Raw genomic sequence first — 13,080 nt, 5'->3', positions numbered from 1 at the left:
GCCCAACGTCATGCGATCGTCGACTATACCAGTACTACGTGCCTTTCGACAATAGACTATCGATCATGTTGTAGTACTCCATGTCGTTGGCGAATGATTCCGTAAGTTCAAATGCGTGGGTAGGGCGTTTTTTCGGTATTTTGATCTTTTGACCGGCAAGATATGTAAGCAGATTTACCGCATCTTCCCGCTTCCGGCTTGTGGCGCTGGTTTTCAGCCAGGCTTTTAGTGCTTGGATCTGGCCGGCCGGGCCGGGGTTGTTTTCGGCCGCCGTCAAGAGCCTGGAGAAGGATCGTTCGCTGAAGTGAAGTCCGCGTGCCAGCGTTTCGAGGTCGCCTCGCAGCCGCCTTTCGATGACGCCGGCGCGCTCGGCCTTTTTCAGCGTCAGCCTGATGTCGATGAGGGCGTCGCCCAATGCGCGCGATCCGAGGGCTGCGGGCGCCATCGGCACCGTCACGTCGGCATCGTCAGCGAACGGGTGCCTCCTGTACCAGCGGTAGATCAGCCCGTGGCCGGTCATGCCCTGTGGCGCGAGTTCGGCGGCCCGCAGTGCGCCGATGCTGGCGGCGCCGTAGATGCGCACGCCGCGGGCCATCGCCCACAGGATTTCCTGGTGGCGAACCGCCGGAAGCTGGCCGAAGACGCCGTCGATCAGCACGATCGCCGCTGGCGCATATTTGGCCACGGCCTGCACGACATCGGCGCAGCCGACGGGAGGACGATAGATCGCATCCAGATAGGTCCGGGCTTGCGCCTCGGAAAGGGTAGGACCGAGAAAAACCACGATGTCCTCACGCAAGATCGGCCTCCGGATTGGTTTCCAGCGGCGGCGCAACCACCCGGACGACGTGAAGCGGGACGCGGTCATCCGAATGAAGAACCACAAGAGCGGCCGCTTTGGCGCCAGCCAGCTTCATCGCCTCGATGACCGGCCGGATCGATCGCTCGCCGGCGCCGGCATCCTCCGCGCCGACATAGGGGCGGCCGCCTTTCGCGAGTTGTCCGCGCCAGGCGGCCAGTTCGCTCACGTCGGCATGGCCGTAAAGCTCCGTCCTGATATCATCGCGCGCCGCTGAAATGACGCCGAGGCGGGATTGGCAGGCTTCGAGCAATGCGCTGGTCAGCGCCCTGTCGTGGCTGATATCGCAGCCGAAGCCCTCCGCCGGCAGCGGCGCAAAGGGGGCCCGGCTGGCATCTTCCATGACGTGGCACCAGTAGACCGGCAGAGCGTGCGGCGCCGGGATCTGCCAGATGCCGACGACAAAACCCGCCTTGGTGAGCCGCCGCAGGATGTCGCCGGCGCTTTCCGATTGAACCGTCCGGTGGTCGATCTGGAAACGGTCGAAGAAATGCGGCGTCTTCATCGCCGTGCAGCGCGCCTGCCGCTCCAGGATCTCCAGGCAGGCATGCATGACGGCGCCTTGCAGGCTCGTGCCTGCGGCAAGGCCCGTGGTGTCGCGGGCGATCCAATGGGGATGCGGCGACGGGACGATGTAGGCGGTATCGACGAGGGCAAGCGGCACGGCGATTTTCCGCCCCGAAAAGAGGTCCAGCCCGGCAATCCAGGAGAGCATTGCCTCGTCCCGGCCGATGCCGAGGTGCGACCAGTCTCCCCGGCCGTTCATGTCGCGCAGGCTTGCGGTGAAGATGCGCTCCTGATCAATCCGCTCCGAGGCCCAGCCTTCGAGGGATTCCATCAGGCCCGAGATCGCCGCCAGGGGAAAGGTCAGTCCTTTGCCCTGGCTGACGGCGACGGAGCGTGAGTGCGGCCGCACGACCTGGACGACCGGGATGCCGGTCCAGTCGAGCCCGGTGATCGAACCGAGCCTGGTGATGCCGTATTCCGTCCTGCGCGCGAGGATTCGCTGCACCGTCTGCCGGGGATCGGGAGGCGAGGGGAGCTCGGTATCAGGGATTATATCGGCGATGGTATCGAGCATCCCTATGTCCATCCGCTCTATCGCGAGCCATTGCCTTGCAGCCCGTCCAGGCTGCGCTTTGCCCTTTCGGCCAGCCAGGCGGCCTTTTGTCCCTCGGCAATCTGCACGGCTTTCGTCAGGTCTCGTCTGATTGATGACGGCGCATCGTCGATATCGCGCCGCAACTCGGCGCTGAGGCGGTAGAGTTCGGCGAGCCAGAACCATTGGCCGCTGCTGCGGCCGACGCTGATCGCATTCTGGGCGATTGCCAGCGCTTCGGCCGGCTTGCCGAGCCGCTGCAGCACTTGCGCATGCATGTCGCTGTGCATGGAAAAATTATCGTCGGTGCCCAATTGCTGCTGCAGCAGAAGACCGGCCTCGAAACGCGCCGCGCCGCGCCCTGCCGGTGAGGTCATCAGCTCCGCCCAGCCGCAATACATGTTGGCCCGCGCCTGGCTTGCCGCCAGTCCGTGTCGCTCGGCGAGCGACAGCATCTGTTCGCCGAGCGCATGGACCTCGGCATATCGGCTCTGGCAGCGGGCAAGCACCATGGCGTAATAAAGCGCATGCACCATGCTGCCGGCGTGATCGGTCGCCGTCCCCCATTCCAGGCATTCTCGGATCGCATCCTCGCTGGCGCCGGTTTGGTTGAGCAGCAGGTAGGAAAGCGCGCTTTCGCCCAGCCCGCAGACCTTGGCGTCATGTCCGCCGAAGAAGGCGCGATTGCGCACCGCGCTGTCGGCCTCGTAAAGACCGAGGCCCTTGGCGACACAATCGAGACAGAAGGCGTGCTCACCGGCATGGAAGCTCGTCGCCCAGCCGCAATGATAGGACTGCAACCGCGTCTCCCGATCCTCGACGGCCTGCATGTCGCCGACGACAACCCGCGCGCGCGACTGTTGCGTCAGAATATTCGGCGCCGTGAACCACCATCCCCAATAGACCGGGAAGTGTTTCATCCGAAGGGCCGGCGGCTGTTTCTTCAGGAACTGCATCGCGCGGGAATAGACCCGGCGCGCGCTCTGCGAACCTTCGCCCTCAAGCGCCGCCGCCACGACGCCCCGCAGTTCGAACAGGCTCAAGGCGAGCTCAGTGCGGTCGGGGTGGCGCCGGGAGAGGCTGTCGACCTCCCGCTCGCAGAGTTCCAGGGAGACATTTGCCTCACGCATGGCGGAGCGAAGAACGCATGCTTCCGCCGCCGCCAGGGCAAATCGGGCGGCCGCATCATGCAGGCCCGCCTCGGCGCATTGCCAGGCGGCGATCGCTGCCGGCAGGCTCGGCTTCGTCTCCCCGATCAGGCGATCGGCAATCCGCCTGTGGATGCGACGCCGGTCGCTCTTCAAAAGGCTGCCATAGGCCGCCTCCTGCGCCAGCACGTGCCGAAACTGAAAAGAGCCATGCGTGACCGAGGAGCGCTCGATGATGCCCTGGGAGAGAAGCCGGTCGATGTCGGTATCGAGCTTCTGGCGGCTGACGCCTTCGAGAAGGTAGGCGAGCAGCGAGATGCTGAATTCGCGGCCGATGACGCTGGCAAACTGCGCCGCCCGCCGCGCCGAACCGGTCGCCGCCAATCGGGCGGACAGCAGATCATTGAGCGAGGAGACGCCGCCTTCCCTGAGCAGCCCTTTCCACGCCGACAACGACGTGCCGAGCGGCTGCCGTTCGCGCAGGAAATTGGTCAACTCTTCGGCGTAAAGCGGCATGCCATCGCATTGATCGAGAACGAAATCCGACAGGCCGGGCGGGGGATGCTCGCGCCAGATCGAGGCGACGAGATCGCGAACCGCGGCAGCGGTCAGGCCTGACAGTTCGATCTCGGTTGCGACCGCGAGGGATCGCCTGATCCGCGATGTCTGCACGACGAGCATCGGCAGCCCGGCCGCCAGCGCTCCAAGCCGGTCGATCAACTCCAGCGTCATGTCGTCGGCCCAGTGCACATCTTCGAAGATCAGCAGCGTCGGAATGCCGGCCGCTTTGCATGTCAGCAGGTCGGCGGCTGCCTCGATGACCTTGCGCCGGAAGGCGCGCCCGGACAGGTCGGAGACGCGAAGATTGCGCGACGGCGCCGGCGATAGGTCGGCGGTGAAGGCGAGGATCGTTTCGACGGCGGCGGCGTCCACCTCCCGGCCGGATGCCTGCAGCGCCTGCTTGACGGCGCGGACGTTGCCATCCTTCAGAATAGATGCGTCGCCGACGAGCCGCTCGAGAAATGAAACGAAGGGATGCAGAGGCTGGCTCTCCATTCGCCTGCCGCACTGAAAGACCACGGCCTCGTGTGAGGTCCCCTGCAGGTTCCGAGCGAATTCGCCGACCAGCCGGGATTTGCCGATACCCGCCTCGCCGACGATGGCGATCAGGCTGCCCTTGTTGGCGAGCGCCGAATTCCAGGCGCTGGCAAGAGCGGCAAGCTCTCTTTCTCGGCCACGAATAGGCCGGTCCGGCTCCTGAGGTGGCGCTGCTTCTGAGGCCGCAGGATCACGCTCCCTTGGGCGCCAGAGCCCGATCGGCTCGTCAAAGCCTTTGAGCCTCGCTTCCCGCAGCAGGCTGTATTCGAATTTTTGCCGCGTCAGCTGAACGGTGGATTCAGCGACAAGCACGGAATTGGGCTCGGCCTCGGCCTGCAGGCGCGCCGCCAGAACCGGAGCGGTGCCGACGATCTCGTCGCCTTCGGTCGAGAAGACGACAAGGCCGGTGGCAACCCCGATCCGCAGCCGGAAGGGCGTGCGCGCCTTGCCCTTGGCTCCGGCCGCGAGGCGCAGCAGCGCCAGCGAAGCCCGCACCGCGCTTTCGGCGGCATCCTCGGACTGCTCGGGATAGCCGAAGAAGCAGCATCCGCCATCGCCGAGCCGCTGATGAAGAAATCCGCCGTGTTTCTTGATGATCGCTTCGGCGCTCTGATGTAATGCCGAGACCGACCGGAAGAATTTCTCCGGCTCGCTGCGCAATAAGAGCTCGGTGGAGCCGACAATGTCATAGAAAAGGGCCGTGACTTGGCGCCGCTCACCTGTAAACCGAATTCGCGCGTCGAGGGTTTTCATAGCGGGGCGCCCAACACCACTGAAGCCATGTTCAGGACATCCGATTTAATGCCTGCATGCAAGCTTTTCGTGCGGCGATGCTAATATATTCTGCTGTTCGCTTGCGGTTCAGACAGTCTCCGCCATGACAGTACGTCCGCCCGTGGAGCGGGCCACTGCTATCCCGCCGAGCAGATTGCGAAGGTCGGCCGCGATTTTGTTGGCGACGACGCCGAGCGCCAGGCCACCTGATATCGCCAGCAGATGAAAGAGGGGAGCCGGCAGCACGGCCGCTGCCTGCGGCATCAGCAGTTCCGGCACGAAACGGTGCAGCAGGTAGGTGGGAAAGGCCGAGACGGCGATCAGCGTAACGACACGCCCCAGCCGCGCGGGCAGATGAATGCGCGGCAGGTAGAGAAGGGCGAGAAGCGCTGCGAAGATCGTCAGATATTTGACCGTCGTTCCGATCCAGAGCGTTTCCCAGAAGGCGAGATAACCGAGCACGGCGGCGGCTATCGCCGTCAGGATGATCCGCTGCGCCGTCTTGCCGGCAAGGCCGGCGCACCAGCCGAACATGCCGAGATGCAGGCCCCAGTAGATGGTGAAAATCTGCCGCTTGCCGATATCGAAAAAGAGCGGCAGAGAAAACCGCGCCGCGACCGCCAGCGCCAGCAGTGCGAGCGAGAAGGTAAAGGGGTGCGCCCGTGCCAGCCTGCGCACATCAGGCACGGCAAAAACCAGCGAGAAAACCAGCAGCGTCTGCGCATAGGCTTCGATGAACCAGTAGAGATAGGGAAGCATCTCGTGGCGCTCCGGCTCGGCATAGCCGAAATTGCCGGTCAGCGTGAGCGAGGCCCAGGGAACGGTGCGCCAGGCGAGCCCATAGGCGGCGACGATGAGAAAATAGGGGATGAGAACATTGATTGCCGGCCGCAGCGCATGGCGGAAATTGCCGGCGAGGAAATGGCCCGACTGGAAGCGCGCCAGGCTGAAGCCGACGAGAAGCAGCATCACGCCCGATCCGCCGGGAATGGGCCAGAGCATCTCGTGATGGGTGACGACGAGCAGGATGGCGATCGCCCTCAACACCAGATCGGTCGGCAGCGCCCTGACCTCGGCGCTGTCGGTCCGTGCCACCTGCGGTCCGATATCAAGCTCGGCGATCGCCGTCTGCTCCCAGCCTTCCGACAGCGCGATGCCAAGCCTGTCGAGTTCCATCGTCAATTGCAGGAAGCGCAGCGAATCGCCGCCGAGCGAGACGAAGCTGTCGCTGCGACCAACACTGCGGGGGTAGAAGACCCTGACATAGGCATCGAGCACGCTGACCGCCGCGGCTCGTCTCGTCTCGCGCGTCGCCAGCATCTCCTCGCGCAGGCCGGCATAGTCGACCTTGCCGGAGGCAAGCCTCGGGAGGTCTCGCCGCGCCCTGACGGAAACCAGGCTCGCCGGAAGATGGCTCGCCTCGACGAGTATATCAAGCGCCCGATCGGCGGAAGCGGCATCGGTCACATAGGCCTGCAGACCGTGATCGTCACCGACAACGGCAGCCGCGATCCCCTTCTCGGCCAGGACCTGTTCCATGATGTCGAAGCCGATCCGGAGCCCGGCGACCTTGGCGAAACGGCTCTTGCGGCCGACGATCCTGTAGAAACCGTCCTCGTCGCGCATGGCGATATCGCCGGTTTTCAATGCCGCGACCTCGACGCCGCGCCGAAGATCGGCGCGGTCGGCGCCGTAGCCCATCATCACATTCGGGCCGGCATAGACAAGCTCTCCGGCAACGTCAGGTAGGTCGAGCGCATGCCCGTCATCGTCGACCAGGCTGAGGCTGCCGCCGGGAATGGCGATGCCGATCCGCTCCTCATTGTCCGCCAGGCTTTCCGGCGGCACGAAGGCGATGCGGGCGGCTGCTTCGGTCTGGCCGTACATGACTAAGAAGCGGCCGCCCGTCGCGCGCATATGGTCGCGGTAGAGGCGGATGAGGTCGGGCGCCAGCCGTCCGCCGGCCACCGTCATGAAGCGCAAAGCCTTGAGTTCGTGGCTTCGGAAGCCCGTCCTTTCCATCAGCTCATAGGAATAGGGCACGCCTGAAAGATTGGTGCAGCCGCTTTCGCCGAGCAATCTTGCAAAATTCTCGCTCACCACGGAGGCGCCTGGAATGAAGATGCTGCCGCCGGCGACGAGATGGGAATGGATGACGGAGAGGCCGTAGGAATAGTGAAGCGGCAGGACGAGCGCGGTTCTGTCGGCAGGGGAGAGTTCGAGGTAACCGGCAATCGCACGCGCATTGGCGTCAAGATTGGCATAGGACAGGCGCACGGCTTTCGCAGGCCCGGAACTGCCCGAGGTCATCAGCAGCAAGGCGAGATCCGGATGCAGCGGTGCGTCGCTTCGCTGACGGCTTTCCCCAACGAGCCGCCAGCGGCCACCGGCCGCGCGGTAGGTGAAATCAGGCTGAAAGGCTGACAGAAACTCTTGCCACAGCCTGTCATCGCAGGGCGGCAGCATCGCCACCGCATGCCCGGCACGCAGCGCGCCGAGATAGGCGACGATCACATGTTCCGAAACTTCGGCCGAAATCGCGACAAGGCGCTTTTCGCCCCGTCCCAGCCGCTCGGCAAAACGCAGCGTCCGGGCGTTGAGGTCGGCATAGGAGAGCGTCCGTCCGTCGGCGAAGATAAGGGCCGGACGCTGATCGGCGCGAGCGATTTCAGGAAACAGGTCGGCGGGGGTCATGCTCGCGCTTCGAATGGCAGAAACTGGTCGAAGCGCGTATTATCCTTGATAATCGCAGTCAAGTAATTTGCGGGTTTCAGGTGAGTTGAGCGAGGATATCGTCGACGACACCTGGGACGGTATTCGCCGTGTCGATCTTATTGCCGGCAGGAAGATACTCCCGGCTGCGATGGTAGCGGAGCACCAGGGCCCGCTCGGCCGGCTCGAAGCCCGGCTCATTCGGCCGCCCGTCCAGTCGCCGGTTCAACGTCTCAACGTTGATGTCGAGCACGAACACCTTATCGAACAGGTCCAGGAATTTGTGGAAGTTGCGCGAACCGCCACAAAAGAACGTGGCAGGATGGGTGGTGTCGGCAGCGATAGCTCGGACCTTGTCGACAGGCCAGATCCAGTGAGCGTATCCCCAGGCGATGCAGTCTGCCCCTTCGGGTGGTCCTGCGAGCGGCTGTCCTGTCTCGGGGTCGCCGACATAGGCCAACACGCGGTCACCATGGACGACATGATAGCCTCGCCGCTCCAGTTCGGTCGCGACCGAGGTCTTTCCCGTCCCCGAGCCGCCTTCGATCAGATAGTTCTTGATGCCCATGCGCCCTTCTTATCACGGGTCGTTGATTCGGGTAGAAGACGGTCAAGGTGTGGCCGCTTCCTGAGCGGAGTCATACGCCTCGGTTGCCCGGTCTGCCTTCATTGCGGAGGCAGCCGAGCACGGTCCCCGAGACGGCCGTGTCGTGTCCATCATTGTTCTCCAAGTGCCTGGAGCCGAGCACGTAAAGCTGCGTTCTCTGCTTCAAGTTGCGTCAAGCGCTCACGCAAGGGCGTTACCGCTGTCTCAACTTCCTGCTCGGTGTAGCGAGGCGTGATATGCTGAGGGCAGTTCCAGTCAAACGCCTGCAGCCTCAGCCGGAAAATCCGCTCCGCCTTTGCGCGGTAGCCGGCGTCGAAAACAAGATCTGTCAGCGAGGGATCGGCATCGAGTGTCAGCTTCTCGACATGCATGTAGATCTTGAGACGCGCTCTGCGGGGATAATCCACCAGGAAGAGGCAGGCCCGGTCGTTTGCGGCAAAGTTTCCGGTGCTGATGTACTGACGGTTCCCCCTGTAATCGGCGAAAGCCAGGGTTTTCCGGTCGACGGCTTTCAAAAAGCCTGCAGGGCCGCCGCGGTGCTGCACATAAGGCCAACCGGTTTCCGATACAGAGGCAATATAGAAACTGTCCCTTGCGGCAATGAAGGCAAGCTCGCTCTCGGTGAAACTATCCGACTCGCGATGGTGGGCACCCAACCAGATTTGATCCGCACCCATTTCCGCCTGTGCCAGCCGCACATTCGGAGTGCTTGCGACGTCCAGAAAGTGGTAGGGCATGGTGATCTCCAAAAATCGGGACAGTGGTCTCGCTCTACGGCGGTGCGACCTCGGCTTGGCGGAACCTCGGTCGCACCGCCGGTAACCATGCATGATGGTCACTTCTTTGCGACGTTGCGATCAAGAAAATCATTGATGAGCGGAGCAGCGACGTCCAGCTTTTCCTCGAGAAGGAAGTGACCCGAGTTCAGGATATGAATCTCTGCATTCGGAAGATCCTTGAGATAAGGATGAGCGCCGGCCTCAGGAAAGATATAGTCGTTCTTGCCCCAGACGATCAGCGTGGGCGGTTTGCGCTCGCGAAAGAAGCTTTGAAAGTCAGGGTAGAGCGGCACATTGGTGCGGTAGTCATACAACATGTCGAGCTGGATGTCCTTGTTGCCCGGGCGGTCCAGGAGAGCCTGGTCATGAACCCAGTTGTCGGGGCTGATGCGCGACACGTCTTCCATGCCGTCGGTATACTGGAATTTGGTCGTTTCAAGGGTAACGAGGCCGGACAGCGCCTCGCGGCTCTTGTCTGATCCGTCGGACCAGTAGGTCTTGATCGGGTCCCAGAACTCCTTCAGCCCTTCCTCGTAGGCGTTGCCGTTCTGGATGATAAGACCGCTGACCCGTTCCGGATGTTTCAGCGCCAGACGATAGCCGACAGGCGCGCCGTAATCCATGACGTACATCGCGTAGCTTTTGGCCTCCAAATGAGCCATCAGCTTATCCACGATGTCGGCAGCCCCGGCAAACGTATAGGCGTAGGTGCCGCGATCAGGAGCGGCGCTCTGCCCGTATCCCGGATAATCCGGCGCAATGACGTGGTACCGGTCCGCAAGAAGCGGGATCAGATTTCGGAACATATGGGAGGACGTCGGAAAGCCGTGGAGCAACAGCACGACGGGTGCGTCGGCCGGACCGGCTTCCCGGTAGAAGATGTCCAGGCCGTCGATTTTTGCGGTGCGGTAGTGGACGGGAGCCGGAGCTTGGCGATCTTCGGCCGTGGCGTGCGCGGGAACCGCGCTTGCGATTGTCGTGGCAGTCATGCTGGCGGCAGCCAACATCAGGCATATGATCAAACGACGCATGATGGTCTCGCAATGATCGAGATGAATAAGATTTGGCGCCGAGTGGCGGCTGATCTGGCCATTCAGGCCGCACATCAGTTGACGTGATAGGCGGTGTCCGGCCGTCACCCAGGCCGGGGTTGCGGCAAATGCAATTTCGCTGCGCGCAAATGCCCAGTTTGGACGCGACGTTGGAAGAGCCGACGTCGCGTTTAATCAGGGACTTCGATGGTTAGGAGTAAGCGGGTTCGCGCTCTCCCTCAATTGCGATCTAGGTCCCGCACGCCTAGACGATGGCATTGCCGACGTAGACGTTGGTATATCGATTTGTCCTTACGCAACCCATAGAAATCCCGTAACTATTTTCCGCGGACGATAATGAGGCTCTGCCTGTGGGCGCCGTCTCAAACTCTGCACGGAGAGTGTTGTGGATAGAGAGCCGGAAACCGATCCCATCATCGATCTGATCCCCGCCATGGTGTGGTCGGCGACATCGGATGGCATGCTGGATTTCGCCAACCAGCACTTTCTCGACTTTATCGGGGCGCCGCTCGAGCAAATCTCCGGAGAGAGATTCTATGGAATATTCCATCCCGACGATACGTCGCGTCTCGCTTCCGAATGGCATGAAATCATGGCTTCCAAAAATGCGAGGGAGGTCGAGGGAAGGCTCAGGCGCGCGGACGGCCACTATCGCTGGTGCACGCTTCGTCAAAAGCCTCGGTTCGATCCCGACGGAAATGTCGTCAGATGGTATGGCGTGGTGCTTGATATCGAAGACCGCAAGCAGGCCGAAAATGCGCTGAAAGAGACGAAAACGGCGCTTGCCGCCAGCGAAGAGAATCTAAGCCTCATCATCAATTCATTGCCTGTGCTCGTATGGTCGGCGCGACCGGATGGCAGCGCCGATTTCGTCAATCAAAGCTGGTTGGATTATGCAGGCCGTCCCGCCGACCAGATCCTCGAATGGGGCTTTCTCGACCTTTACCACCCGGATGATATTCCAGGCATGGTCGCCATCTGGAAGCGAGATCTCGAACATTCCGACCATACCGTTCTGAAGGGTCGTATTCGCGGAGCGGACGGCAACTACCGCTGGTTCTATTTCTCGGGCCGCAAGCTGATCGATGCCAACGGCGTCGTGCGTTGGTTCGGCTGCAATATCGATATCGAAGATCTGCAAGCTGCAGAGAATGCGCTGAGAGAAAGCGAAACCGCGCTCAGGGAGAGCGAACACAAGCTCAGTCTCATCATCAACACGATTCCGGCAATGGCCTGGTCGTGCACTCCGGATGGCCGGCTAGAATATTTCAATCGAAATCTGATCGATTACGTCGGCTTGCCCGTCGAGGAAATCGTCGGCTTCGGCTTTTATCGCATGTTTCATCCCGATGATGTCGAGCCGATGCGCGTGGCATGGGACGATATCGTCGCCACGAAAAAAAGTCGTCCGGTGGACGCGCGCATCAGACGGGCGGATGGCGAATATCGATGGTTCAACCTCCGGCAAAGCCCCCTGCTGGACAGTGATGGGAATGTCGTGCGGTGGTACGGCGTCGTCGTCGATATCGAGGATCGCAAGCGAGCCGAAGAGTCCTTGAGACAAAGCCAGAGCAACCTGGCGCATGTGACGCGAATGACAGCCACGGGTGAGCTTGCCGTTTCGATCGCCCATGAGGTCAATCAGCCGCTCATGGCAATCGTCACAAATGCCGGCACGTGCCTGCGCTGGCTGCAGCCGGGACACACCGATATCGAGCAGGCCCGGCTCGCGGCCGAGAGGATCGTCAAGGATGGTCATCGCGCCGGCGACATCATTGCGAGCATCCGGGCAATGGCTCAGAAGTCACCAGCCCGGATGGAGCAAACGGATTTGAAGGGCGCTTTGCATCACGTGCTGGATCTTTTGAGAGGGGAACTTCGTCATCGAGATATCGAACTCGATCTCGATCTTCCGCAACGGTCTCTTGAGGTCATTGCTGACCGAACCCAGTTGCAGCAAGTCGTGCTGAATCTGGTCATGAACAGCGCCGAAGCGATGGCCGCGTCTTCAGGAGACCGGCGTATCGCCATAAGATGCGCCGAGGACGAGCACCAATTCGTGAAAGTCAGTGTCTCGGATATGGGGCGCGGCATTTCTTCCGACGCGTTGGATCGGGTTTTCGAAACATTCTACAGCACGAAGGCAGATGGCATCGGGATGGGGCTTTCAATATGCCGTTCCATTGTCGAAGCCCATGGCGGCCGGATCTGGGCTTCGGCGGCAGACAGTCAGGTTGGGGCAGTGTTCACGTTTACGCTGCCGATGGCGGAGGTTACAGCCGCAGATGATCGATGATCGAAAAAGAGGCCCGCCGACCGTCATCATCATCGATGACGACGAAAGCGTCCGCGAAGCTTTGAAGGGATTGTTCGAATCCGTTGGTCTGGCCACCGCAACCCATGGCTCGGTGTCGGAGTTCCTTGCTGGGGATGATCCGCATCAGGCAGGTTGTATTGTTCTCGATATCCGTCTGCCGGGCCAGAGCGGCCTGGAGTTTCAGGAGGCGCTGGCGAAAAGCAGGCATCCAAGGTCGGTGGTGCTGATCAGCGCCCATGTCGACGTCGCGATGGCTGTCCGCGCGATGAAAGCAGGTGCTATCGATGTTCTTACCAAGCCGGTGCGGGAGCAGGATTTGCTCGAAGCGGTCAACCGTGCCCTGGCGAGTGATAATGCTCGACGCGAAGAGGCCGATCAAACGGCTGCATTGCGCCAAAGATATTCCAAACTCACCGCGCGTGAGCGGCAGATCATGGCCTTTGTTGTCGCCGGCAAGTTGAACAAGCAGATTGCGGCTGAAGTCCAACTGGCGGAAGCCACCGTAAAGCTTCACCGCGGTCACATGATGCGCAAAATGCGCGCATCGTCGGTTGCGGATCTGGTTAGGATCGCGGGCATTCTGGAGCGCTGAAAGCCAACATTAGGTGAGTCGTTGTGCGATCCCCTTTAACCGG

The 13,080-nt window shown here is 61.8% G+C and carries 9 protein-coding genes; 2 read left to right on the top strand and 7 right to left on the bottom strand.

What is annotated here, in order from left to right; genetic code table 11:
• Positions 1-34: 34 nt before the first annotated feature.
• From EFD56_RS08725 to EFD56_RS08695, 7 genes are all read right to left on the bottom strand, one after another.
• Positions 35-799, bottom strand: coding sequence for a TfuA-like protein (locus tag EFD56_RS08725; protein ID WP_126905077.1), 765 nt, complete (start codon positions 797-799; stop codon positions 35-37).
• On the bottom strand, positions 792-1,952 hold the full coding sequence (locus tag EFD56_RS08720) for a YcaO-like family protein (protein WP_126905076.1): 1,161 nt from the start codon (positions 1,950-1,952) through the stop codon (positions 792-794). Before EFD56_RS08720 ends, EFD56_RS08725 begins: the two co-directional genes overlap by 8 nt.
• 5 nt (positions 1,953-1,957) lie before the next feature.
• Entirely contained in the window at positions 1,958-4,957 is a 3,000-nt protein-coding gene (locus EFD56_RS08715) for an ATP-binding protein (protein ID WP_126905075.1), read from the bottom strand.
• Between the two features lie 108 nt (positions 4,958-5,065).
• The gene (locus tag EFD56_RS08710; RefSeq protein ID WP_126905074.1) at positions 5,066-7,672 is read right to left on the bottom strand and encodes an AMP-binding protein; all 2,607 of its coding nucleotides are present in this window, start codon (positions 7,670-7,672) and stop codon (positions 5,066-5,068) included.
• A 76-nt stretch (positions 7,673-7,748) separates the two neighbouring features.
• Positions 7,749-8,258 carry a DEAD/DEAH box helicase family protein gene (locus tag EFD56_RS08705; protein ID WP_126905073.1) on the bottom strand — a complete coding sequence of 170 codons (510 nt, stop codon included), beginning with the start codon at positions 8,256-8,258 and terminating at the stop codon, positions 7,749-7,751.
• Between the two features lie 149 nt (positions 8,259-8,407).
• Positions 8,408-9,034 carry a pyridoxamine 5'-phosphate oxidase family protein gene (locus tag EFD56_RS08700; protein ID WP_126905072.1) on the bottom strand — a complete coding sequence of 209 codons (627 nt, stop codon included), beginning with the start codon at positions 9,032-9,034 and terminating at the stop codon, positions 8,408-8,410.
• A gap of 98 nt (positions 9,035-9,132) precedes the next feature.
• On the bottom strand, positions 9,133-10,107 hold the full coding sequence (locus tag EFD56_RS08695; RefSeq protein ID WP_126905180.1) for an alpha/beta fold hydrolase: 975 nt from the start codon (positions 10,105-10,107) through the stop codon (positions 9,133-9,135).
• Between the two features lie 406 nt (positions 10,108-10,513).
• Between EFD56_RS08695 and EFD56_RS08690 the strand changes: the two genes are divergently transcribed.
• Positions 10,514-12,424, top strand: a complete 1,911-nt coding sequence (locus EFD56_RS08690) for a PAS domain-containing sensor histidine kinase (RefSeq protein ID WP_126905071.1) — start codon at positions 10,514-10,516, stop codon at positions 12,422-12,424.
• Complete coding sequence (locus EFD56_RS08685) at positions 12,414-13,037, top strand: response regulator transcription factor (protein ID WP_126905070.1); 624 nt, start codon at positions 12,414-12,416, stop codon at positions 13,035-13,037. Before EFD56_RS08690 ends, EFD56_RS08685 begins: the two co-directional genes overlap by 11 nt.
• Positions 13,038-13,080: the final 43 nt, after the last annotated feature.

The sequence above is a fragment of the Rhizobium phaseoli genome, from assembly GCF_003985125.1.
Taxonomy (GTDB): Bacteria; Pseudomonadota; Alphaproteobacteria; order Rhizobiales; family Rhizobiaceae; genus Rhizobium; species Rhizobium phaseoli.
The sequence above is the reverse complement of the archived record's forward strand: the minus strand, read 5'-3'. Positions and strand labels throughout refer to the sequence as shown.

Excerpts from the sequence above, each read along its gene's own strand:
- EFD56_RS08720 (WP_126905076.1), bottom strand. The coding sequence starts at position 1,952 with ATGGACATAGGGATGCTCGATACCATCGCCGATATAATCCCTGATACC.
- EFD56_RS08685 (WP_126905070.1), top strand. The coding sequence starts at position 12,414 with ATGATCGATGATCGAAAAAGAGGCCCGCCGACCGTCATCATCATCGAT.
- EFD56_RS08695 (WP_126905180.1), bottom strand. The coding sequence starts at position 10,107 with ATGCGTCGTTTGATCATATGCCTGATGTTGGCTGCCGCCAGCATGACT.
- EFD56_RS08715 (WP_126905075.1), bottom strand. The coding sequence starts at position 4,957 with ATGAAAACCCTCGACGCGCGAATTCGGTTTACAGGTGAGCGGCGCCAA.
- EFD56_RS08710 (WP_126905074.1), bottom strand. The coding sequence starts at position 7,672 with ATGACCCCCGCCGACCTGTTTCCTGAAATCGCTCGCGCCGATCAGCGT.
- EFD56_RS08700 (WP_126905072.1), bottom strand. The coding sequence starts at position 9,034 with ATGCCCTACCACTTTCTGGACGTCGCAAGCACTCCGAATGTGCGGCTG.
- EFD56_RS08705 (WP_126905073.1), bottom strand. The coding sequence starts at position 8,258 with ATGGGCATCAAGAACTATCTGATCGAAGGCGGCTCGGGGACGGGAAAG.